The sequence below is a fragment of the Hymenobacter lucidus genome, from assembly GCF_020447265.1.
Classification (GTDB): Bacteria; Bacteroidota; Bacteroidia; order Cytophagales; family Hymenobacteraceae; genus Hymenobacter; species Hymenobacter lucidus.
Window position 1 is genome coordinate 936,579 of sequence record NZ_JAJADR010000002.1, and the last position, 23,128, is coordinate 959,706.

The 23,128-nt window shown below is 59.1% G+C and carries 22 protein-coding genes; 6 read left to right on the forward strand and 16 right to left on the reverse strand.

Going from position 1 to position 23,128, the window contains the following annotated elements:
- Positions 1 to 103: 103 nt before the first annotated feature.
- Entirely contained in the window at positions 104 to 2,308 is a 2,205-nt protein-coding gene (locus tag LGH74_RS10805) for a penicillin acylase family protein (protein ID WP_226175564.1), read from the forward strand.
- Positions 2,309 to 2,386: 78 nt separating this feature from the next.
- On the opposite strand, the gene LGH74_RS10810 is transcribed toward LGH74_RS10805, so the two are convergent.
- Genes LGH74_RS10810 through LGH74_RS10820 form a run of 3 tightly spaced genes read right to left on the reverse strand, consistent with a single transcriptional unit; the run spans position 2,387 to position 4,004 of the window.
- A complete protein-coding gene (locus tag LGH74_RS10810; RefSeq protein ID WP_226175565.1) occupies positions 2,387 to 2,698 on the reverse strand; it encodes an antibiotic biosynthesis monooxygenase family protein in 312 nt (103 codons plus the stop codon).
- Positions 2,699 to 2,748: 50 nt separating this feature from the next.
- Positions 2,749 to 3,510, reverse strand: coding sequence for a hypothetical protein (locus LGH74_RS10815; protein WP_226175566.1), 762 nt, complete (start codon positions 3,508 to 3,510; stop codon positions 2,749 to 2,751).
- Positions 3,511 to 3,563: 53 nt separating this feature from the next.
- Entirely contained in the window at positions 3,564 to 4,004 is a 441-nt protein-coding gene (locus tag LGH74_RS10820; protein WP_226175568.1) for a GNAT family N-acetyltransferase, read from the reverse strand.
- A gap of 444 nt (positions 4,005 to 4,448) precedes the next feature.
- Here LGH74_RS10820 and LGH74_RS10825 point away from each other — a divergent pair, with 444 nt between their 5' ends.
- From LGH74_RS10825 to LGH74_RS10835, 3 genes are all read left to right on the forward strand, one after another.
- A complete protein-coding gene (locus tag LGH74_RS10825) occupies positions 4,449 to 6,083 on the forward strand; it encodes a glycerol-3-phosphate dehydrogenase/oxidase (RefSeq protein WP_431357446.1) in 1,635 nt (544 codons plus the stop codon).
- A 235-nt stretch (positions 6,084 to 6,318) separates the two neighbouring features.
- Positions 6,319 to 7,854: a glycerol kinase GlpK gene (glpK, locus tag LGH74_RS10830; protein WP_226175571.1), complete on the forward strand. Its 1,536-nt coding sequence runs from the start codon at positions 6,319 to 6,321 to the stop codon at positions 7,852 to 7,854.
- Positions 7,854 to 8,582, forward strand: a complete 729-nt coding sequence (locus LGH74_RS10835) for an MIP/aquaporin family protein (RefSeq protein WP_226175572.1) — start codon at positions 7,854 to 7,856, stop codon at positions 8,580 to 8,582. Before glpK ends, LGH74_RS10835 begins: the two co-directional genes overlap by 1 nt.
- Here the strand turns inward: LGH74_RS10835 and LGH74_RS10840 are convergent.
- Entirely contained in the window at positions 8,579 to 9,226 is a 648-nt protein-coding gene (locus tag LGH74_RS10840; protein ID WP_226175573.1) for a hypothetical protein, read from the reverse strand. The genes LGH74_RS10835 and LGH74_RS10840 overlap by 4 nt on opposite strands.
- Positions 9,227 to 9,321: 95 nt before the next feature.
- Here LGH74_RS10840 and LGH74_RS10845 point away from each other — a divergent pair, with 95 nt between their 5' ends.
- Positions 9,322 to 10,209 (forward strand): hypothetical protein, encoded by an 888-nt coding sequence (locus LGH74_RS10845; RefSeq protein WP_226175574.1) that lies wholly within the window; start codon positions 9,322 to 9,324, stop codon positions 10,207 to 10,209.
- Positions 10,210 to 10,223: 14 nt separating this feature from the next.
- Here LGH74_RS10845 and LGH74_RS10850 read toward each other — a convergent pair whose 3' ends face one another.
- The 7 genes from LGH74_RS10850 to LGH74_RS10880 all read right to left on the reverse strand — a co-directional run bounded on the left by LGH74_RS10850 (position 10,224) and on the right by LGH74_RS10880 (position 17,130).
- Positions 10,224 to 11,096 (reverse strand): ChaN family lipoprotein, encoded by an 873-nt coding sequence (locus tag LGH74_RS10850; RefSeq protein WP_226175576.1) that lies wholly within the window; start codon positions 11,094 to 11,096, stop codon positions 10,224 to 10,226.
- Between the two features lie 236 nt (positions 11,097 to 11,332).
- The gene (locus LGH74_RS10855) at positions 11,333 to 12,685 is read right to left on the reverse strand and encodes an ABC transporter permease (protein ID WP_226175578.1); all 1,353 of its coding nucleotides are present in this window, start codon (positions 12,683 to 12,685) and stop codon (positions 11,333 to 11,335) included.
- Positions 12,686 to 12,880: 195 nt separating this feature from the next.
- Positions 12,881 to 13,831, reverse strand: coding sequence for an ABC transporter ATP-binding protein (locus LGH74_RS10860; RefSeq protein ID WP_226175580.1), 951 nt, complete (start codon positions 13,829 to 13,831; stop codon positions 12,881 to 12,883).
- A gap of 84 nt (positions 13,832 to 13,915) precedes the next feature.
- Positions 13,916 to 14,461 (reverse strand): hypothetical protein, encoded by a 546-nt coding sequence (locus LGH74_RS10865; RefSeq protein WP_226175582.1) that lies wholly within the window; start codon positions 14,459 to 14,461, stop codon positions 13,916 to 13,918.
- A gap of 86 nt (positions 14,462 to 14,547) precedes the next feature.
- On the reverse strand, positions 14,548 to 15,021 hold the full coding sequence (locus LGH74_RS10870) for an RNA polymerase sigma factor (protein ID WP_226175584.1): 474 nt from the start codon (positions 15,019 to 15,021) through the stop codon (positions 14,548 to 14,550).
- Between the two features lie 324 nt (positions 15,022 to 15,345).
- Complete coding sequence (dnaJ, locus tag LGH74_RS10875) at positions 15,346 to 16,488, reverse strand: molecular chaperone DnaJ (RefSeq protein ID WP_226175585.1); 1,143 nt, start codon at positions 16,486 to 16,488, stop codon at positions 15,346 to 15,348.
- Positions 16,489 to 16,545: 57 nt separating this feature from the next.
- Entirely contained in the window at positions 16,546 to 17,130 is a 585-nt protein-coding gene (locus tag LGH74_RS10880; protein WP_226175586.1) for a nucleotide exchange factor GrpE, read from the reverse strand.
- Positions 17,131 to 17,331: 201 nt separating this feature from the next.
- On the opposite strand from LGH74_RS10880, the gene LGH74_RS10885 reads away from it, so the two are divergent.
- Positions 17,332 to 17,712, forward strand: a complete 381-nt coding sequence (locus tag LGH74_RS10885; protein WP_226175587.1) for a hypothetical protein — start codon at positions 17,332 to 17,334, stop codon at positions 17,710 to 17,712.
- Positions 17,713 to 17,737: 25 nt separating this feature from the next.
- On the opposite strand, the gene LGH74_RS10890 is transcribed toward LGH74_RS10885, so the two are convergent.
- The 5 genes from LGH74_RS10890 to LGH74_RS10910 all read right to left on the reverse strand — a co-directional run bounded on the left by LGH74_RS10890 (position 17,738) and on the right by LGH74_RS10910 (position 22,992).
- Positions 17,738 to 18,133 carry a hypothetical protein gene (locus LGH74_RS10890; RefSeq protein ID WP_226175591.1) on the reverse strand — a complete coding sequence of 132 codons (396 nt, stop codon included), beginning with the start codon at positions 18,131 to 18,133 and terminating at the stop codon, positions 17,738 to 17,740.
- Positions 18,134 to 18,159: 26 nt separating this feature from the next.
- On the reverse strand, positions 18,160 to 19,158 hold the full coding sequence (gene obgE, locus LGH74_RS10895; protein ID WP_226175592.1) for a GTPase ObgE: 999 nt from the start codon (positions 19,156 to 19,158) through the stop codon (positions 18,160 to 18,162).
- Positions 19,159 to 19,360: 202 nt separating this feature from the next.
- Complete coding sequence (locus LGH74_RS10900; protein ID WP_226175593.1) at positions 19,361 to 19,987, reverse strand: adenylate kinase; 627 nt, start codon at positions 19,985 to 19,987, stop codon at positions 19,361 to 19,363.
- Positions 19,988 to 20,097: 110 nt separating this feature from the next.
- Positions 20,098 to 20,676, reverse strand: a complete 579-nt coding sequence (hpt, locus tag LGH74_RS10905) for a hypoxanthine phosphoribosyltransferase (RefSeq protein ID WP_348532992.1) — start codon at positions 20,674 to 20,676, stop codon at positions 20,098 to 20,100.
- Between the two features lie 75 nt (positions 20,677 to 20,751).
- Positions 20,752 to 22,992: a sodium-translocating pyrophosphatase gene (locus tag LGH74_RS10910; protein ID WP_226175594.1), complete on the reverse strand. Its 2,241-nt coding sequence runs from the start codon at positions 22,990 to 22,992 to the stop codon at positions 20,752 to 20,754.
- Positions 22,993 to 23,128: the final 136 nt, after the last annotated feature.

Sequence of the window (23,128 nt, forward strand, 5' to 3'; positions counted from 1 at the left end):
TGCTTGGGGCCTGCCAGGCAGGAATGCAGGTTGATAAGCTAGTAGGCTTTACCTTACGCTGCGGATGAAACAATGCGCGGCCGTTTCCTTTTATGCTTGCACTATGACCCGATTTCTCTTTTTGCTTTTCCTGGTATGCCAAGCCGGCCAGGCAGCGCGGGCGCAAGCCTTCAGCCCCGCCGAAATAGCCCGCTGGCAGCAGCAGGCCAAGCAGGTGACTATTGTGCGCGACAATTGGGGCGTGCCGCACGTGTATGGCAAGACCGATGCTGACGCGGTGTTTGGGCTGCTCTACGCGCAGTGCGAAGACGACTTTGCCCGGGTGGAAGACAACTACATTACCGCCATCGGACGCCTGGCGGAAGTGGAAGGCGAAGCGGCCATTTACCACGATTTGCGGGCCCGGCTGTTTATGGACAGCACCCAGGCCCTGCGCACCTACCAGCGCAGCCCGGCCTGGATGAAGCTGCTGCTCAATGCCTTTGCCGACGGCACCAACTTTTACCTCTACTCCCACCCTACCGTGCAGCCCAAGCTGCTGCGCCGCTTCCAGCCCTGGATGCCGCTCATGTTTAGTGAGGGTAGTATCGGGGGCAACATCAGCGTGGTATCGGTGGAGAAGCTCAAGTCTTTTTACAGCCAGAAAAAGTCGAGTTCCTGGCAGCGGCCCGACTTTGAGAAGCAGGACCGGGAGCCGGTGGGCTCGAATGGGTTTGCCATTGCGCCGGCCAAAAGTGCCAGCGGCCACGCGCTGCTGCTGATCAATCCGCACACCTCGTTCTATTTCCGGCCCGAGGTGCAGGTAACCAGTGAGGCCGGTCTGAATGCCTACGGAGCCGTTACCTGGGGGCAGTTTTTCGTGTATCAGGGCTTTAATCAGCACTGCGGCTGGATGCACACTTCCAGCTATGCCGACTCGATGGACGAGTACCTGGAAACCATCGAGAAAAAGGACGGCAAGTTTGTGTACCGCTACGCCGGCAAGCAGCGCCCAGTGCTGACGGCCCCCGTGACCATTGCTTACCGGCAGGCCGATGGCAGCATTGGCCGCAAGGAATTCACGACTTACCGCACCCACCATGGGCCGGTAGTGGGCCAGCAGAGCGACGCTAAATGGGTGACGGTGCGCATGATGGACACGCCGCTGGAGGCGCTGGAGCAGTCGTACCTGCGCACCAAGGCTACGGACTACGCCAGCTTTCGGGAGGTGATGAAGCTGAATGGCAACGCGTCGAACAACACCGTTTTTGCCGATAGTAAGGGCACTATTGCCTACTGGCACGGCAACTTTATGCCCCGCCGCGACCCGCAATTCGACTGGAGCCTGCCCGTGGACGGCAGCAACCCCAAAACCGAGTGGCAGGGCTTGCACAAAGTGGAAGAGCTGGTGCAGACGATGAACCCGACCAGCGGCTGGCTGCAAAACTGTAACTCCACGCCGTTTACGGTGGCCGGCCCGAGCAGTCCGGCGAAGAGCAAGTACCCCGCCTACATGGCTCCCGACGCGGAAAACTACCGGGGCATCAACGCCGTGCGGGTGCTGAGCCGCAAAACCAGCTTCACGCTCGATACGCTCATTGCCGCCGCCAAGGACCCCTATTTGGCGGGTTTTGAGGAGCTGCTGCCGGCTTTGGCCAAAGATTTTCAGCTGGTAACCGACGGGGCCAATCCGCCGGAAGGCGAGGTGGTGGAGGCCATGAAGCTGCTGCGTGGCTGGAACCGGCGCTACGATAAAGCCTCCGTGGCCCAGACGCTGGCCATTTATTGGGGCGAGAGGATTCAGCGGCTGGCCCGCACCCGCACAGCGCCCGAGCAGCGTTTCGACCAGATTTCCTTTACGGCCTTTACCATCGCCAACACCACGGCCCCGGAGAAGGTAACGGCCCTGCAAGAAACCCTCGACGAGCTGACCCGCGACTTTGGCACCTGGCAAATGCCCTGGGGCGAGGTAAACCGCTTCCAGCGCCTGACCGGCAACATCCAGGAAACCTACGACGATAAGAAACCCAGCCTGCCGGTGGCCTTTGCCTCGTCGGCCTGGGGCTCGTTGGCGGCTTTCGGCTCCAAAACCTACCCCGGCACTAAGAAGCGCTACGGCAACATCGGCAACAGCTTTATTGCCGTCGTCGAGTTTGGGCCGCGTATTAAGGCTCGTTCGGTGCTGGCCGGCGGCAACAACAGCCAGCCTTCCTCGCCCCACTTCACCGACCAAGCCGGGCTCTACGCGGAGGAAAATTTCAAGGACGTGCTGTTTTATCCGGAAGACGTGAAAAAGCACGCCGAGCGCACGTATTCGCCGGGCAAGTAAAGCACTTCTTTCACCTGGAATTGAGCCGACAAGCTGTTGTACTGCTCGTGCGTCGGCAGCTAGTAATGAGGGTGACGACTAGTATTCGAAGGTTTCGCAGTGAATAACCGTGGGCTCGAATTCCAGCAGGTACTGCGCGTCCTCGGGGTAGTAGCGGGCCTTTTCGTAGTCGGGGCCGGCGAAGTGCTGGATGCTTTCGTAGCTGTTCCAGCGCGTGACGGTCCAGAAGTGGCAGATGTCGCCGTCGAGGCGGCGCAGCACCTGCACGCCCAGGTTGCCGGGGGTATTTTTGTAGTCGGCCAGGCCGGAGGCTTCGAGGTAGCGCAGGTAGGTTTCGGCGTGGGCGGCGGCCGTGGTGCCGTGCCAGATGCGGGTGATGATGGTGGTCATGCTTTTTCAAGTAATTTTTATATCATATTACAAATTCTAATTAAAATACATTATTTAAATAGAATGCTTGACAAAAATTCAATTGCCAAGCCTAGCACAATAGTCCCTAGTAAAATACCTGCAATCCACATTTTCTTTTCATACTCTTTACTTTGCCTGCCTGTTGCAATATACAATCTTGGAAACAAATAGTCTCTTATTTTATTTAAAACATAACCTAAGACAATCACAATAGTTATTATTAAAAACACAATACTTATACTAGATAAATCATTAGAAGTATTATTGGCATTACCGCTAGCAAACACAGGACGTCTTCCCATTAACCTAAATGCACCATCTAACACTAAAAACAACACCAAAATAGCTGGAAGTAGCAGCAAAAACCCTCCGATAAAATCCGCATACGTGAGGATATTGTAAATTGGTTTGAATATTTTTATTTCACTTAATAAATCATCCTCAAACTTAAATCCCCATTCCCTAGACTCATAAGACAAATGATATGAAATGGTTTTTGGCTTAATTAAAGACATTTCATCTTTAAAACTAATAGAAAGGTATTTATCCCATTCTCTATCAGCAAACTCCCCATAGCATTTTATCTCTATGCTTTCCAGGTTTCGTCTATTGTTATTTGAGTAGGATAGCACATTTTCTTTGAACAAAAAATCAATAGATGTACCCTCTACAAGTTTACCCGTGTATGTTATTGTCTGAAAATGATTTCTAAGAAACTGGTCAAATTCCTCAATAGATTGTGAAGTCAATAGTGATGCTTGACTTATACTACTATGTTTACTGTGCTGCATTAAATGAGTATTAGTTTTAAAAACATTGATTTGCTAAGGTATATTATTATTGATTATAGATAATCGTTCTTCCAGTCCCCTCTTTCAAAACGCACCTCGCCGCTCTTCGTCCGACCGGTTTCGTGCCAGCCCTGGCGGCGGTAGAATTCCTCGGCGCGGGTGCCGGGAGCGGTGCTGAGCCAGACGGGGTGTGTAGTTTGCTGGAAGTACCAGGTCAGCATTAGGTCGTGAAGGCGCTTGCCGATGCCCTGGGCGGCGAAATCGGGGTCGATGAACAGGGCCCAGATGCTGTGGTCCTGGAGGTCGGCAATGGCGAAGCCGGCTACGGTGCCGGCGGTGGTTTCGCAAAGCCAGCCTTTGCCGCGCTGGGTGAGGTATTCCACGTAGGCTTCGGCCGGGACCAGGGCGGGGTTGGAAAGGCGGTTTTCGCGCACGGCCATTCGCACGCGCATGAGCTGAGGAATATCGGTGAGTTGGGCTTCGCGGTAGTGCATGGCGGGGCAATTGGGAGGAAAACGGAGGAGAAATGTACGCAGAACGCGCAACAGGTGAATCCGGGCCGCGGACGACCGGGGCGGCACCGCGGACGACTGCGGCCACACCACGAAGCATCGGGTCGAAGACGCAGACCGTTGAAACCAGGCCGCGAAGCATCGGGGCGACACCACGGAGCATCGGGTCGAGGCCGCGGATGACTGGGGCGAGGCCGCGAATGACCGGGGCGAAGGCGCGGACGAGTGCGGCGGGGCCGCGGGTCGTTGGGGCGAAGGCGCGGGGTTTTGGTGACGATGGGTCGGACTTTTGGCGTCTTCACCGCGGGGTTTTGCCAGAAAACAGGTGGAGTTTGTTTAGGTGACAGCGACGATTGAGACGCAAGTATGCGTCTCTACAGCGCGGGGGTGGAAAACGTATTTGCCCTGGCAGCAGTAAGCACGGCTATGGGGGAGAAAAAACCGGAGTCCTTGTTTCGACGTGACGTGCTGCTGGCGCAGCTCCAGCAGCAGGCCGAGTGGGATTTGCTCGTTATCGGGGGCGGAGCTACGGGGCTGGGCGTGGCCCTCGACGCACTGAGCCGGGGCTACCGCACGCTGCTGCTGGAGCAGAGCGACTTTGCCAAGGGCACCAGCAGCCGCAGCACCAAGCTGGTACATGGCGGGGTGCGCTACCTGGCTCAGGGCGACATCGGGCTGGTGCGGGAGGCGCTGTATGAGCGGGGCTTGCTGCTCAAAAACGCGCCGCACCTGGTCAAAAACCAGGATTTTATCATTCCCAATTACGACCGGTGGGGTGGCCCGTTCTACACTATCGGCCTGAAGCTGTATGACCTGCTGGCGGGCAAGCTGAGCTTGGGCGCCTCAGTGCACCTGAGCCGTCAGGAAACCCTGGCCCGCCTGGGCAACATCCAGGCCGCGGGCCTGCGCGGTGGCGTGTTGTACCACGACGGACAGTTCGATGATGCGCGGCTGGCTATCAACCTGGCCCAGACGGCCGTGGAGCTGGGCGGCACGCTGCTCAACCATTTCGGGGTGCGCGGGCTGCTTAAGGATGCGCGGGGCCGGGTGGCGGGCGTAGCGGCCACCGACCAGGAAACCGGCATTCCCTACGAGCTGCGGGCCAAGGTCGTGGTGAATGCCACCGGTATTTTCGTGGACGACATCCGGCAGATGGACCAGCCCGGAGCCAAAAAGCTGGTGCGGCCCAGCCAGGGTGTGCATATCGTGGTGGATAAGTCGTTTCTGCCCGGCAACGACGCCATTATGATTCCCAAGACCGACGACGGGCGGGTGCTGTTTGCCGTGCCCTGGCACGGGCGCGTGGTATTGGGCACCACTGATACGCCCCTGACCGAAAACAGCCTAGAACCCCGGGCCCTGGAGGAAGAAATCGAGTTTATTCTGCGCACTGCCGGCCGCTACCTCACCCGCGCCCCGCAGCGCGGCGACGCGCTGAGCGTGTTTGCGGGCTTACGGCCGTTAGCGGCCACTGAAGACGGCTCCGATAAGACCAAGGAAATTTCGCGCAGCCACAAGATTCTGGTGTCGGCGGCGGGGCTCATCACCATCACCGGCGGCAAATGGACCACCTACCGCCGCATGGGTCAGGATGCGGTGGATAAGGCCATTGTCCAGGGCAAATTGCCCCCAGCTCCCAGCCAAACCGCGCATTTACCCATTCACGGCGCCCGGCCCACTACCGACCGCAGCAGCCACCTTTACGTGTACGGCACCGACGAGCCGGCGCTGTTGCAACTCATGGCCGACGAGCCGGCGCTGGCCGAAAAGCTGGATGAGGCGCTGGAATTCCGGCGGGCCGAAGTGGTGTGGGCCGCCTGCCACGAAATGGCCCGCACCGTGGAAGACGTACTGGCCCGGCGGGTGCGGGTGCTTTTCGTGGACGCCGCTGCCGCCCTGCGCATGGCGCCGGCAGTAGCTGAGCTGCTGGCCCGGGAGCTGGGCAAGGATGCGGCCTGGGAGCAGCAGCAGGTAGCGGCTTTTACGGAAGTGGCGCGGGGCTATGTGCTAAGCCAGCCGGCAACACAGGAAGCATCTCTACCGCTTCGTCTGTCATTCTGAGCCCTGCGAAGGCCCTTGCTCCCCTGCCCCACTGTAGTTTGGGCCAACGTGCCAGTGCACCTTTTTACCAGCGCAGCAATGGGGTTTGGTACATTGAACGAAGCTTCTCACTCAGATGAGGAAGGTCCTTCGCAAGCGGATGTCAGATCAAGGATGACAGACGATAAAACGGCAGTCAGGCAAAAACGCCCTACTTTTCCCCTCCGCTTCTCTCCTTCCACCGCCCCCGCCCCTCATGGCCCAGTATATTCTTGCCCTCGACCAGGGCACCACCAGCTCCCGCGCTATTCTCTTCAACCGCAAGGGCCGTATTGTGGCGCGGGCGCAGAAGGAGTTCACCCAAATTTTTCCCCGGCCGGGCTGGGTCGAGCATGACCCGCTGGAAATCTGGTCGACGCAGGCGGGCGTGGCGGCCGAGGCGACGGTGAAGGCCGGGCAGAACGGCAAGAGCATTGCCGCCATCGGCATCACCAACCAGCGCGAAACGGTGGTCGTCTGGAACCGCAAGACGGGCAAGCCGGTGTACAACGCCATTGTGTGGCAAGACCGGCGCACGGCCCAGTACTGCGACGAGCTGCGGGCGGCTGGGCACGAGGAGTTGATTCGGGCTAAAACCGGCCTGCTGCTCGATGCTTACTTTTCGGCCAGCAAGGTGAAGTGGATTCTGGATAACGTGAAGGGCGCCCGCAAAAAGGCCGAGGCCGGGCAGCTGGCTTTCGGCACTATCGACAGCTGGCTGATCTGGAACTTCACCCAGGGCGAGCTACACGTAACGGACGTTACCAATGCTTCGCGCACGATGCTGCTCAATATTCACACCCTGCAGTGGGATGATGAGCTGCTCAGGCTGTTCGACATCCCGCGGAGTATGTTGCCCGAGGTGCGGCAGTCGAGCGAAGTGTATGGCACCACCAAAACCACGATTTTCGCCTCTAAAGTGCCCATTGCTGGTATTGCCGGCGACCAGCAGGCGGCCTTGTTTGGGCAGCAATGCACTACGCCCGGCATGGTCAAGAATACCTACGGCACCGGCTGCTTTATGCTGATGAACACCGGGCCGGAGCCTAAGGCCTCGCGCAACAACCTGCTCACCACCGTTGCCTGGCAGTTCAACGGGCAGGTGCAGTACGCGCTGGAAGGCAGCATCTTTATGGCCGGGGCCGTGGTGCAGTGGCTGCGCGACAACCTGGGCATCATTAAAACCTCAGCTGAGGTGGAAAAACTGGCCCAGCAGGTAATCAGCACCGAGGGCGTGTACTTCGTGCCGGCCTTTGCCGGGCTGGGCGCGCCCTACTGGGACCCATACGCCCGGGGCGTCATCTTCGGCATGAGCCGGGCCACCACCGCCGCCCACATTGCCCGGGCCGCCGTCGAGTCCATTGCCTTCCAGACGATGGACGTACTCAAGGCCATGGAGGCCGACTCGGGCCTGCACATTGCTGAGCTGCGCGTGGATGGCGGGGCCTCGGCCAACGATTTGCTGATGCAGTTTCAGGCCGACGTGCTGCACACGAAAGTAACCCGGCCGCGCATCACCGAAACCACGGCGCTGGGCGCGGCCTACCTGGCGGGCCTGGCCGTGGGCTACTGGAGCAGCGAGGAGGAAATCAAGGCGTTGAACCAGGCCGATACCTCGTTCACGCCAAAAGCCAGCCGCAAGGGCATTGCCGAGGGCATTGAGAACTGGCAACGAGCCGTGCGGGCCCTGCAGGCTTGGTCGCAGCCGCCGGCCGCTACGGCCACGGCTTCACCCCAAACGACAGCAGCATAATGAGTCCATACGTAGCGGAGTTTGTGGGCACAACGGTGCTGCTATTGCTGGGCAACGCGGTGGTAGCCAACGTGGTACTGAAAGATACCAAAGGGCACGGCAGCGGCTGGATGGTCATTACCACTGGCTGGGCCCTGTGCGTATTTGTGGGCGTCGTCATTGCCGGGCCGGCCAGCGGGGCCCATCTGAATCCGGCCGTGACGCTGGGCCTGGCCGTGGCCGGTAAGTTTGCCTGGGCCCTGGTGCCGGGCTACCTGCTGGCGCAGTTCGGAGGTGCTTTCGTGGGCTCGGTACTGGTGTGGGTGCTGTTCAAAGACCACTTCGACCGCACGCCCGAGCCCCTGCTGAAGCTGGCCGTCTTTTGCACCGGCCCGGCCATTCGCAACCACGCGTCCAACCTGCTCAACGAGGCCGTAGGCACGGCAGTGCTGGTTTTCACGGTGCTCTACATCACGGGGGCCGAAATAACGACGACGCACACGCCCGTGGGCCTGGGCTCGGTGGGAGCTTTGCCGGTGGCCTTTCTGGTGTGGGTTATCGGGCTGGGAATGGGCGGCACCACGGGCTACGGCATCAACCCGGCCCGCGACCTGGCCCCACGCCTGGCGCACGCGCTGCTGCCTATCCGGGGCAAGGGACCGAGCGAGTGGAGCTACGCCTGGATTCCGGTGCTGGGGCCGCTGCTGGGAGCCGTAGTAGCCGCCGGCCTCTACCGGCTGCTGGGCTAGCCGGCCGGGTCGAAGTCGTACGGATAGCCGATTTCGTCCAGGTCGCGGCGCAGGGCTTCCCAGTCGGCCACTTCCGTCACCAGGGCTTCCACCATCGGCCGGGTCAGCGTTTCGCCGTAGTAAAGCTGGGTAACGGTGCCCAGTAGCAGGCCATCCTTGGGAAAACGCTCTTCCTCGAAATACTCCTGGGCCCAGTCGATGTAGGTGCGCGGGTGGCCGTCGAGGATGGGCAGCAGCTCATCGGAACCGTCTTCGGCGGGGGTGCCGGGCGCCAGCTGCCAGGGCGAGTTATCCACCGTCCAGACGCAAAACGTGGTACCAATGGAGTTGACCGGCTCGCCGAAGATGAACTCGTGGAACGACTCGGGCAGGGCCTCCCGGAGCCCGGCCTTGTCGGCTTCGGCCAGTCCGTCGGCGTAGCCGTTGATGACGGCCCCATCGGGCGCGAAGAGAATGAGCATCTGGTCCCCTTCCCCATCGTTCAGCTCAAATACCTCTTCACCGTCGCCCCACTTGGCGTCGTAGGTGTGGTAGCGGTATTCTTCCTCGGGCGAAATAATGGCATCGAGTACCGCCAGGGCTTTGCAGATGCGCTGCAATTCCATTTCGGCGGGCAATGCGGCAAGGTTCTGAGTGGAAATCATGGGCTAAAGGTAAACGTCGGCGCGAAGTGCGTCTTGCTCTTACGCAAAAACGGCCGTGAGGCTTCTATCTTACGTCGCCATTCCTGCTCCCACCCATGCAAATCTACTCCCATTGGGCCCGCACCACTCTGAAGATTGGGGAAAATGAGTACGGCCCTTTCCTGCTCACAGCCTACACCGGCAGCGACGAAAGCCTGGCGGCGGCCCAGGCGGAGGGCCAGCTGATTTTGCAGCGTCGCCACGCCAAGCTGCTGGCCGCCGAGCCCCTGGGCGGCGAATACCCCGTTGGCTCGGCCCCGCTGCGTGAGCAGGTGGAGCAGCGGATTCACAACAGCAGCGGCGAGCTGATAGCCGCCATTACCCGCAACCGCTACGGCAGCCTGGTGCTGAATGCCCCGCGGGTTATGTTTCTGGACGTCGACGACGACGATTTGCGCCAGCCACCTCCCCGGGAGCCGTTCAGCCTGGCCCAGTTTTTCCGTAATCTGTTCTCAACTGCTCCGGCTCCGCCCCCACTGCCGCCGCTCGTCCCACACGAGCAGCTGCAATTGCGGCTGGCGGCTTGGCTGCAGCTGCATCCGGAGTGGAATTTTCGGGTGTACCGCACCCGGCTGGGTTTCCGGCTGCTGGTAACGCACCAATTACTGGCCCCGAACAGCGCCGAGGCCCAGCAGATTTTCGCGGCTATGCGCACCGACGCCATTTACGTGCGCCTCTGCCAGAACCAGGATTGCTACCGGGCCCGCCTGAGTCCCAAGCCTTGGCGCATTGGCTGGAGACGGCCCAAGCACCCTTTTCCCTTCGATACTCCCGAGCAGATGCGCGAGCAGCAGCAGTGGCAGCAGGAATACACCAGCCGCAGCCAGGCGTTTTCGGTGTGCGATTGGGTGGGCGAATACGGCAGCGGCCACACCACGCCCGAGGCCCGACAGCTCATCGAGCTGCACGACGCGGCCTGCCTGGGCGGCCAGAAGCTGGCCTGACCGGCCTAGTTAGCTTAATAGGTCTTGGTCATATCCTCGGGTACGACCAGCACGAAGTCGGCTTTTTGCTCGTGCTCCTTATCGAGCCGGCTTAGCTGGGCCTGCGTCACGGTGCTGATGGTGCGCACTTTCAGCCCCGGATTGAGCTGGCGCAGGTAAGCCAGAATACCGTCGTGGTTGTCGGAGTGGTAGCTGCCGTTGAGGTGCAGCAGTAAGTGGCCGGCGGGGCGGGCCTGGTGCAGGAAGTACGCCATGGTAGCGTCTTTCAGCGCCTGGGCCTGAATAATGTTCTGCACGCCGGCGGCGTGGGCCGCGTCGCCGCCGAACATCTTGGCCATGTTCTTATAGCCGGGCAGTTCGTAGTCCACGGTCAGGGGCAGGGGCACCAGCCAGGCTTTTTCGGCGGCGGGTATAGTTTCCAGCGCCGCGAGGCTGCCTTTGGCGACCTGGGAGGCGTAGCGCCGGGGCACGTTGGTACCCACCACCCGGAATTTCTGCTGCCGGGCCAGCTGCAACAACGGCTTGTAATCGGTGGCATAGTTGGGCCAGGGGCGGCTTTGCTCCTCGAAGGCTTTGTCGTCGAGCTCCCCGGTGGCGTAGGCATCGACCAGCGGCTGCACGTCGCGCTCAAACATTTCCAGGCCCAGCACCAGCTGGCCCTGCTTGAGGCGCAGCAGGTCTTTGGTAAGCTGCAATTCCAGCCAGTGGCCGATGGGGTCATTGTGCTGCTCGCCGAAAAACACCACGTCGGCGGCAGCCAGCTCCTTGAGCATTTTATCGTAACCAGCCGGCTTGCCCGCGCCCGTAAAGAGGCGGTAGGCGGGCTTATCGTCGGCGCGGAAACCGAGCAGCAACAGCAGCGGAAACAGCAGCAGGATTCGGGTCATGGTAGTTGTAAGACAGAAGCGAAAAGTGGGGCAAAAGTAAAAAGCCCGTAGCACTCGTGTCCTTACGAGGAGGGACGACGAAGCAATCCGTCCGCTGAAATGGGCGGAGCCTTCTAATGTAAAAAGCCCTTTCCCGTTGTTACAGGAAAGGACTTTCTGGTAAAAGTGTGTCGTACTGCGCAGAGGACGGATTGCTTCGCGCTGCTCGCAAGGACACAACTTCACTATCTCACCGTTTACCCCTTATAGAACATCCAGCGCGACAACTCAGCATAGGTTACCTTCTTGCCATACATCAGTATACCGACCCGGTAAATACGACCCGCCACCCAGGTGGTGAAGATAAAGCCCCCCACCAGCAGCACCGCCGACAGCAGCAGCTGCCACAGCGGCACCCCAAACGGCAGGCGCATCACCATGGCAATGGGCGAGGTCAACGGAATCATCGACAGCCAGAATGCCAAAGGCCCGTTCGGGTCACCGTTGATAATGACGTTGATGCTCACGATGTAGCTCAGAATAAGCGGAATGGTAACTGGAAACATGAACTGCTGGGCATCAGTCTGGTCATCGACGGCGGCCCCGATGGCAGCAAACAGCGACGAGTAGAGCAAGTAGCCACCCAGGAAAAAGAACAGGAACCCACCCAGGATGCTGCCGATGGGCAGGCCTTCGAGCGTGCTCCAGATGTTGGGCGTGGCGCCTGGCTGCGGCACCGCCGGGGCCTCGGCAGCCGCCACGGCCGCGTCAGAGGCCGGCGGCGCGGTGGTCGAAACGGAAGTGGTAACCAGGGCTTTGGCAGGCTTCATCAGCAGCGGCGCTACCACGGTGGTAATGGCGTAGGAAAGCATCAGCCAGAGCCCAAACTGGGTGAGAACTACGGCGGCAATACCCAGAATCTTGCCCATCATGAGCTGGAAGGGCTTCACCGACGACACCATCACTTCCATAATGCGGTTCGACTTTTCCTCGGCGACCCCGCGCATTACCTGCACGCCGTAGATGAAAATGAACATGTACACCAGAATCGACAGAATGTAGGCCGCTGCCGTGGTCAGGCCTGCGTTGTTTTCGCGCCCACCCTGCTGGGAAAGGTCCACAGCCTTGAGGTCTACGTCGGCCTTAAGGTTGTCGATGGTGGTTTGGTTGAGGCCCGAGCGGGTCAGCTTTAGCTCCCCTACCGCCTTGTTTACGGCCTTGCGGATGTTGAGCTGGCGCTTCAGGCTCATGTTGCCGTTGGCCAGCAGCCGCACGCCCCCGGTTTTGTCGAGGGAAAAGTCCTTCGAGAAAACCAACAGCGCGGCCTGCTTGGGTTTGGCCTGCTTGAAGGCGGCCGTAGCAGCTTCTGCCGACGCGGCAGCAGTGGGCACGAAGCGCGTATCCTCGGTGCTGGCTAGGCGCGCCAGCAGGCCTAGGCCGCTTTCGTCGTACACGGCCACCTCATCGGCCGACGAGGGCGCGTTGAGCTTGGCAATGCCCAGCGTGGCCCCCGCCAGCAGCAGCGGCGCCAGCAGCGACACCACGATAAAGCTTTTTTTGCGCACCCGCGTCAGGTATTCGCGCTGAATGATAAGCCAGATTTTTTCCATGATTGGTAGGTATCTTGTTTGTGGGGCTAAGGCTAGAAAGCTAGTTCCCTTCCTTTTTTCAAGCAGAGACTAGGGGTGATTCAATCGTTGTTTCGTTGAAGGAGTAACTAGCCCTAACTTTTTAGCTCTAGTAAACCACCCCGCCCTTCGGGCGCCCCTGATTGAAAAAAGGAGGGGAACTAGTTTCCTAGTTGCTTAGCGTTTTACTTCCAGCTCTTTTTCAGTTAGGCTTTCGGGCATGGTTTCCTGCACGCGCCGGATAAAGATGTCGTTGATGCTGGGAATCTGCTCCCGGAAGGCGTGCACTTCCACGTTGCCGATGAGGTAGCGCAGCAAGTCGTTGGGCGTGGTGCCATGGTGCAGCCGGATTCGGTCGTAGAAGTGGCCGTTTTCGCGCTCCTTATGCTCCAGCACCTCAAAATCGGGGTGAATGACCATCAGCCGGCCTTTGCCTTCCACCTCGTAGGTGTTGGTCTTGAAGGTGTCCTTGATATGGCGCACCGGCCCGTCGAGCACTTTATGGGAGCGGTTTATCAGGGCAATATTGTCGCAGAGCTCCTCCACCGATTCCATGCGGTGGGTGGAGAAGATGATGGTGGCGCCCTTCTCGCGCAGGGCCAGAATTTCGTCCTTAATCAGATTGGCATTGATGGGGTCGAAGCCGGAGAAGGGCTCATCAAGGATAATCAGGGCCGGCTCGTGCAGTACGGTGGCAATAAACTGCACCTTCTGCTGCATGCCCTTGCTGAGGTCTTCCACATTTTTGCTCACCCAGGCGCGCAGCTCCAGCCGGTCTATCCACTGCTTGATGCGCTCGGTAGCATCAGCCTTGCTCAGGCCTTTCAGTCGGGCCAAATACAGCAGCTGCTCGCCTACCTTCATTTTCTTGTAGAGGCCCCGCTCCTCGGGCAGATAGCCGATCTGGGCAATATGGCCGGGGTTGAGCTTCTCGCCCCGAAACCGGATTTCGCCCGAGTCGGCGGCCGTAATCTGGGTGATGATGCGGATGAGCGAGGTTTTGCCGGCTCCGTTGGGCCCCAGCAGCCCGAAAATGCTGCCCTGCGGAATGTCGAGGCTGACCCCGTTCAGAGCGACGTGCGCGGCGTAGGCCTTGTGCACGTCAATAGCTTGCAGAATGTTGTTCACAGCGGTACAGGAAGGAATAGGTGGTGGACGGGGTTAAATGTAGGGACTTTGCTATGTTTCGCAGGCGGGAATGTTGCCCAACCGTCATTTTTCCTCCTCCAACTCCTGCAAAGCCGCTTCGAGCTGGTCGAGGTGCTGGCCATAGCGCTGCTGCTGCCGCCGCTGCCCCCAGTAGAGCAGCCCCGCAACGATGCCCAGGCCGGCGACTATTCCCACCGCTACCAGCGGCAGGCTGAGGCCCGAGTGCAGACTGTGCATAATGGCGTCGTACTTACCATATACCACCACCAGGGCTACCGTAGCCAGGAAAGCAATTTTGGCATACAGCTTATTGTGGCTGAAGGCGCGTAGCTGCTGGATGGCCCCTCGCAGATGGCCGTAGGTGGCCCCATCGCCCTGCCGAAGCCGCCGGATGAGCTGGCGCTGCCGGTACGCATACCACGACACAAACACAATCATCAGGGCCACCACCACGTAGAGCAAGCTCAACGTGCCACCCTGCATAAACCGCCGGCTCATATTCACGACGTTGCCCACGTTGAGAATCACCATAAGAAGAATCAGCTGCTGGTCGCGCTGGGCATTGCGCAGCATTTCCCCGACCGGGGAAGCAGTTTCGTTGGCAAGCATAGCCTGAAGTTTTTGGTGGGTTAGAGTAGAATCGGAAGGGCTGGTGGGCTGCTGTTGCCACTGCCGGCGGAGGTTATCGAGGTCCATCAGGCGGGCTGAGTGAGTAGTTGACGAAGCTTGTCCTGCACGCGGTGCATTTTCACGCGCACGTTGTTTTGGGTAATACCCAGGATATCGGCCATTTCCTCGTAGGTGCGCTCTTCCAGATAGAGCAGGATGAACGCCTTTTCCACGTCGGAAAGCCGCCCGATGGCTCGGTATAATTCGGCCAAGTCGTCGGCATCGGGGCCGGTATCAGGGGGTAAGGCCAGGTCGGGGGGCACGTCGCCGAGCCGTTCGGGCGCCGGACGGCGGGTGCGCTGCCGTAGGTTGCTGATGGCCACGTTCAGGGCAATGCGGTAGAGCCAGGTGCTGATTTTGGCCGTGGGCTGATAGCCCGGGAAGGCCCGCCAGAGCTGGAGTACTATTTCCTGGTACAGGTCCTGCCGGTCGTCGGCGTCCTGGCAGTAGAGCCGGCACATGCGGTGCAGAATGCCCTGGTTGGCATTGAGAACGGCCAAAAAATCGGAGCTAACGGGGTTGGAGGTCACAGCGGGAAGTTCGAGCCGAAGTACACGCTATATATCGCCAAGCCAATACCCGCATTACAGCCCAGGCGAAAATATTTTATCAGACCCAAGAATTAGTCTGTACCCGGATGTTCTTGTGGTATTTTTTTGGGTAAATCGAAAAAATACCACAAGATTTCTGAGAAATCTTGTGGTAAAAAATACAGAAGATTAAAAATTTACCACAACCTGACCAGCACAAAAAAGCCCGCCCTCCACAGTAGGAAGGCGGGCTTTTATCCGTCCACAAAATCCGGTGGAATCCGTGGTTCAGGTTTACTGGAAATACTCCTTCACTTTCTCGAAGAAGCCTTTTTCATTCTTGCCGGGGTTGGGCGTGAAATTCTGGGCGTTGCGCAGCTTTTCGAGCAGCTCCCGCTCCTCGTTGCTCACGTTCTTCGGCGTCCAGACGCTGAGGTGGATGAGCTGGTCGCCGCGGCCGTAGCCGTTCAGATCCTTGATGCCCTTACCGCGCAGACGCAGGATTTTGCCGGGCTGGGTGCCCGGGTCCACCTTGATTTTCACCTTCCCCTCGATGGTCGGCACCTCGATGCTGGCGCCCAGGGCCGCGTCCACGAAGGAAATGTACTGCTCGAACATGATGTTGTTGCCGTCGCGCTTCAGCAGTTCGTGCGGCTCCTCTTCAATCTGGATGAGCAGGTCGCCGGGCACGCCGCCCCTCTCGGGGTAGTTGCCTTTGCCGTTCATGCTCAGCTGCATGCCCTCGGCCACGCCGGCCGGAATGTTGATCGGAATAACCTCTTCGTGCAGCTGCCGGCCTTCGCCGTGGCACACGTCGCACTTGCTGCTCACGATTTTGCCTTCACCGTTGCAGGTCGGGCAGGTCGAGGCGCTGACCATCTGGCCCAGCATCGTGTTTACCACGCGCTTTACCTGTCCCTGGCCGTGGCAAGTGCCGCAGTCTTTCAGGTCGGTACCGTTTTTGGCACCGGTGCCCGAGCAGGGCTGGCAGGCCACGTAGCGCTTCACCTTGATCTTTTTCTCGACGCCGTTGGCTACTTCCTCCAGATCGAGCTTGAGCTTGATGCGCAGGTTGGAGCCTTTCTTGACGCGCCGGCCGCCGCGGCCCTGGCCACCCCCGCCGCCGAAGAAGCCTTCGAAGCCGCCGCCGCCGAAGATGTCGCCGAATTGGGAGAAGATGTCTTCCATGTTCTGGGCACCTCCGCCGCCCCCGCCGGCCTGGTGGCCAAACCGGTCGTAGCGGGCCCGTTTCTGCTCATCCGACAAGACCTCGTAAGCCTCGGCGGCCTCCTTAAACTTGTCTTCAGCCGTCGGGTCGTCGGGGTTTTTATCGGGGTGAAACTTGATGGCTACCTTGCGGTAAGCCTTCTTTATCTCATCCCCGGTAGCGGTCTTGGCGACATCCAACACCTCGTAATAATCTCGCTTCGTTGCCATTGTTGTGTATTGCTAATCGTCCTGTCGAACAAAGTGAGACATGACAAATGCTCTGTATTAGGCTCCCAGCACTACTTTGGCGTGCCGGATTACTTTTTCGCCCAGGTAATAGCCTTTTTCAACCTCGTCCACCACTTTGCCTTTCAGGTCCTCAGAAGGAGCCGGAATCTGGGTGATGGCCTCGTGCAGGTCGGCATCAAAAGCGCCACCCTTGGTTTCCATCGGGGTCAGGCCTTTCTGCTGCAAGGTTTTCTGGAGCTTACCGGAAATGATGTCGATGCTCTCACGCACGGCGCTGGCATCCTCCGTGTCTTTGGTATGGTGGCGGGCGCGGTCAAAATCGTCGAGCACGGGTAGCAAGGCTACCATCAGCTCCTGGTTGGCGGTCTTGAACAGGTCGGTGCGCTCCTTGGCGGTGCGACGCTTGTAGTTATCAAACTCGGCGGCCAGGCGCAGGTATTTGTCTTTGAGCTCGGCTAGCTCGGCGTCGGTTTTGGTAGCACCCGCTTTGGGGGCGCCACCTTCCACGCCTTCTACTTCGCCCAAGTCGGGCGCGTTGGGGTCTTCGGGCAATTCGCCAGCCGTGTGGTCAGGTTCCACGGACAGATTGTCGTCCTGGGGCAGGGTGGTATCTTCAGCCATTTTGGTAAATATTCGTCGGAAAGGGTTTTTCACGGGAGTTGCCGTTGGGCTAGGCTACGGGCGCAAGGAGTTTGCCAAAGCCAGTTTGGCTGTCATTGTGGCACAGAAACTTCAGAAGCCGAGCAGTTAGTTCAGATGACTCTGCCCCGGCTCTATTTAAGGTAGTTGTATTATTGGCGGCGGCGACATTACTTGGGCCCTATGCAACACTCTCCCGCCGCTTTGCCGGCAATGAAACCTATTTCCCGGTGGCTACTGGTGCCTGGGCTAGTATTGGTAAGCTTCCTGCTGGCAGCAAACCTTCACGAGTGGCTCTTGGTGGGCGTCATTAAAAACCCGGCGGATATTGCCCAGTATCCTTTTGGCTCCGAGGAAGCAATGGGGGAAGGCCGCTGGTACTATGCAACGGCCGGGCTATACGCCCGGCACATGCTCATTTCGTGCTTAGCGCTGCTGCCGGCTGGTTTTGCTTTCCTCAGAGCCCTGCTTTGGCGTAGCGGTTTCCGGGTAGCAGTAGCCTATGGCTTACTCATCCTGACGTTGCTGGTGAGTGGCATGTTCAACCAGTATATGAGCGCCTAAGCTACCCCCTGGCTCTGCCGCGCTTCTACTTTTGTAAAGCTTGGTAGTGCCACCTTTTCAGGTAAAATGCCAGCAGCGCCAACGGGAGGGTCAGTAGCATAATCAGCGGGAATTGCACCCAGCCGATTCGTTTCGTAAATGGGTGCAGAAGGTTGGCCTGCGGCAGAAAGTAATCCAAAGCAATACAAAGCCACAGGACTACATAGCCTATCAGCCAGCACCGCGTAGCTGCTTGAAAAGCATTATCTGGTGTCGAGACATCCTGCTTCACCACCCGATGCAGCAGCCACAGCAGATAGCCTCCTACCAAGACATTACCCACTACTGCTACGGCCCCGAAAATTGCCAGCCAGCCGAGGAATACTCCCCACGGACCGCCCACCATAAAGCCGAGCAGCGTGAGGACTACAATGGCCAGCACGATACAGAACCGGGCCACCACGGCGGTTACTCCTTCTCCTGCAGTGCCTGCCAGATCATATCCTTCAGCTGGATAATGTTCTTGTTGGCCAAGCTGGAAATGAATACGGTCGGCAAATCGGTGGGCAGCGTTTCACGGATTTCGGCTTCCAACTCGTCGTCAATCAGGTCGGCTTTGGTAATGGCCAGTAGGCGCTTCTTGGTCAGCAGCTCGGGGTTGAACTGCTCCAATTCGCTGAGCAATACCTGGTACTCGGCGGAAATGTCGTTGCTGTCCACCGAAATCATGAACAGCAGAATGGAATTGCGCTCGATGTGGCGCAAAAAGCGCGTACCCAGCCCCTTGCCGTCGGCGGCGCCCTCGATGATACCCGGAATGTCGGCCATTACAAACGACTTGTAGTCGCGGTAGGCTACTACGCCCAGGTTGGGCACCAGCGTGGTAAAAGCGTAGTCGGCAATCTTGGGCCGCGCCGCCGATACCACCGACAGCAGCGTGCTTTTGCCGGCGTTGGGGAAACCCACTAAACCTACGTCGGCCAGCAGCTTCAGCTCCAGAATCACGTACTCGTCGATACCGGGCTCCCCCGGCTGGAAGTAGGTTGGGGCCTGGTTGGTGGAGGACTTGAAATGGTCGTTGCCGAGGCCGCCGCGGCCACCGGGCGTGAGGATGAGGCGCTGGCCGTGCTCGGTGATTTCCAGCTTTTTGGCGCCGGTTTCCGCGTCGCGGGCAATGGTACCGAGCGGCACCTGAATCACGATATCTTCGCCCTGAGCACCGGTACAGAGGTTTTCACCACCGTTTTCACCGGGCTTGGCAATCAGGTGCTTGCGGTACTGCAGATGCAGCAGCGTCCAGAGCTGGGAGTTGCCTTCCAGGATGATGTGGCCGCCCCGGCCCCCGTCGCCGCCGTCGGGGCCGCCGTTGGGCAGGCCTTTGGCGCGGAAAAAGTGGCCCGAGCCGGAGCCGCCTTTTCCGGAGCGGCAGTTGATTTTGACGTAATCGATGAAGTTATTGGAAGCCACGGCGGGGAAATGTTGAATGTTGAAGTTTGAGTGTTGAATTGAGAGAACTCAAATACCAACGATCTTAAAAACAGCTGTCATCCTGAGCAAAGCGAAGGACCTTACGACAGCCGAACGATTCGTTCCAGCGTGATAAGGTCCTTTGCTTTGCTCAGGATGACAGAAATATTCTGCCGCTACCTATGAGGTAGCAGCCGCAAAGTTACGCTTTTACTTCGTCCGTTGCTGTCTGGCTGTCGGCCACGGGCGTAGCGGGCTGGTGCTGGTCCACGATTTCGCAGATCTGGCCGAAGATATCTTCGATGGCACCGATGCCATTGAGGCCGTGAAACTTGCTTTGCTCGGCGTAGTAGCTGGCTACCTGGGCGGTTTCGGTGTTGTAGACCGTCACACGCTTCCGGATTTTGGTTTCATCCTGGTCGTCGGGGCGGCCACTGGTTTTGCCGCGCTCCAACAGACGCTTTACCAGCTCTTCCTCGGCTACTTCCAAGGCAATCATGCAGCTTACGCCGGTGTCGTAGCGCTGGGTGAGAGCATCGAGGCTCTGGGCCTGAGGCACCGTGCGCGGAAAGCCGTCGAAGATGAAGCCGGCAGCCGTGGTGTTATTGGCCAACTGGCTTTCAATCATGCCGATAACCACTTCATCGGGCACGAGCAGGCCTTCATCCATGAGCTTCTTGGCCCGCACACCAAGTTCGGTGCCTTGCGCAATCTGGGAGCGAAGCAGGTCGCCGGTGGAGAGATGCACGAGATTGTAACGGGCAATCAGCTTCTGGCTTTGCGTTCCTTTGCCGGCGCCGGGTGGGCCGAAGAGTACGATATTGAGCATAAAGCGAGGTATTTCGCGGGAGAGAAAAAGCGGCTGGGGTTGGGAAAGATAACAAATCGGAAACAAACCGTCCCTTACGGAAAGCAACTTGTTTTGGGTGTGCGGTCGGGCTAAACAGCGGTGTATACGTCGGGATAGTTGCGGCCTAGCCCGTCGTAATCAAGACCATAGCCCACGATAAAATCGTTGGGAATGCTCAGGCCGATATAGCGCAGGTCGAGCTCGTGCTGCAGGCACTCAGGCTTGAGAAACAGCGTGGCTACTTCCAAAGAAGCCGGCTGTTTGGCACCCAGCAGCTCCAGCAGGGCCTTCATAGTATGGCCGCTGTCGACGATATCCTCGATAATAATAAGGTCGCGGCCGGCTACTTCTTCCTGCAGGCCCATAATTTCGCGCACAGTGCCGGTGCTGGTAGTGCCCTCGTAGGAGGCCACGCGAATGAAGGCTATTTCACAGGGAAGCTGAATTTCCTTGAGTAAATCGGCGGCAAACATGAACGAGCCGTTCAGCACGGCCACGAACAAGGGCTGCTTGCCGGCATAGTCGCGGTTGATCTGGGTTCCTAGCTCCCGAACGGCAGCGGTGATTTGGCTGGCGGTCAGATACGGCGCAAACTGCTTGTCGTGCAGCGAAATAGTGGACAATGGCATCCGGGTGGGGTTGGTGCTCAGGGCAAAACTACGGGCCAAAGGTAGTACAAAAAAGCTGCCCCTCCGGTGTAGGAGAGGCAGCTTGTACGAGCGGCGGCCAAGGCGTTTAAACTCCTAGCGGGTTTCGCGCAGCAGCACAAACAGCGCTTTGGTAGCGGCCGGGGCCAGCTCGGCGTAGCGCACCTTGGGCTCCAGCTTCAGCGTGGGGCGCTCCAGGGGCCGGGGCGCCACTCCCCGCTCAGGCGCCGCAATGTGGGGCGCAATGACGAGCGAGACGATGGACATGAGCTTGATTAGAATGTTCATGGAAGGGCCCGAAGTGTCCTTGAACGGGTCCCCGACGGTGTCGCCGGTGACGGAGGCTTTGTGGGCATCGGAGCCTTTGTACTCCATTTTGCCGTTCACGAGCACGCCTTTTTCAAACGACTTCTTGGCATTGTCCCAGGCCCCGCCGGCGTTGCTCTGAAACATGGCCATCAGCACCCCCGATACCGTGACGCCGGCCAGTGTACCGCCCAGCACTTCGGGGCCGAAAGCAAAGCCCACGATGATGGGCACGATGAGGGCAATGGCGCCGGGCAGCATCATTTCGCGCAGGGCCGCCTGAGTAGAAATGGCCACGCACTTCTCGTATTCGGGCCGGGCCGTACCTTCCATGATGCCGGGGATTTCGCGGAACTGCCGGCGCACTTCCTGCACCATGGCCATAGCGGCGCGGCCCACGGCCGAAATAGCCAGGGCCGAGAAGATGAATGGAATCATGCCGCCTACGAACAGGCCCGCCAGCACCCGCGCGTTGCTGATGTCGATGACGGAAATATTGGCCGTGCCCATGAAGGCAGCAAACAGCGCCAGTGAGGTAAGAGCCGCCGAGGCAATGGCGAAGCCTTTGCCGGTGGCGGCGGTAGTGTTGCCCACGGCGTCGAGAATGTCGGTCCGCTCGCGCACTTCCTTGGGCAGGTCGCTCATTTCGGCAATACCGCCGGCATTGTCGGCAATTGGGCCGAAGGCGTCGATGGCCAGCTGCATGGCGGTAGTGGCCATCATGCCGGCGGCGGCAATAGCCACACCGTAGAGGCCGGCGCACTCAAACGACAGCACGATGCCGGCCGCCAGCACGATAATCGGCAGCACGGTCGACTCCATGCCCACGGCTAGCCCGCCGATGACGGTAGTGGCGTGGCCGGTGCTGCTTTGCTGCACAATGCTGTTGACCGGGCGCTTGCCCATAGCTGTATAATACTCGGTGATGATGCTCATGAGCGTACCCACGACCAAGCCCACCACTACCGCATAAAACACATCTATGGAAGTAAACGGCACCGAGCCGGCGCGGCCGATAACCAGCTCGCCGGGCGGCAGCATCCAGCGGATGATGAAGAAAGAGGCTATGCCCGACACGACCACCGAGGCGTAGTTGCCGAAATTGAGGGCGGCCTGCACGTTGCCTCCTTCCTTCACCCGCACCAGCAGAATACCCACCAGCGAGGCCAGAATGCCCATCCCGGCAATAACCATCGGCAGCAGAATGGGCGACAGGCCGTTGAACTGGTCACCGGCGGCTACCACTTCGCGACCCAGCACCATCGTGGCCAGAATGGTAGCCACGTAGGAGCCGAAAAGGTCGGCGCCCATACCGGCTACGTCGCCCACGTTGTCGCCCACGTTGTCGGCAATGGTGGCGGGGTTGCGCGGGTCATCCTCGGGAATACCGGCTTCGACTTTGCCCACGAGGTCGGCGCCCACGTCGGCGGCTTTGGTGTAGATGCCACCGCCCACGCGGGCAAACAGGGCAATGCTTTCGGCCCCGAGCGAAAAGCCGGTGAGGACTTCCAGCGCAGTTTCCATCTCAATACCGTTGGCCCCACCGCCTTTGCTCACCACAAACATCTGGTAGAAGACGATAAACAACGAGCCCAGCCCGAGTACGGCCAGACCGGCCACACCCATGCCCATCACCGAGCCGCCCGAAAACGACACGTTCAAGGCCTGGGCCAGACTGGTGCGGGCGGCCTGGGCCGTGCGCACGTTGGCTTTGGTGGCAATTTTCATCCCGATAAAGCCCGCCAGCGCCGAGAAGACGGCTCCAATCAGGAAGGCCACGACGATAACCGGACTGGACTTTTCGCCCGTGGAGCCCAAGTAGCCCAGAAAGACGCAGGCAATAAGGGCAAAAAGGGCCAAAACCTTGTATTCGGCGCGAAGGAAGGCAATGGCACCATCGGCAATGTAGCCGGCAATGGTGCGCATACGCTCATCACCCGCATCCTGCCGGGTAACCCAGCCAGAACGCAGCCAGGTGTAGAAAAGGGCCAGCACGCCCAGCGCGGGCGCTACGTAAAGAATATTCATCATACAGGCGGTGGTGGGATTTTAAGGTTTTGGTTGGAGTAGACGGGGTTTGTGCTTGTAAAATAGAGGTTATTACCTAATACTCAACTTTTAAGCTCTAAACCATAGGTTTCTATATATGCCAGGCGCAATTCACGCT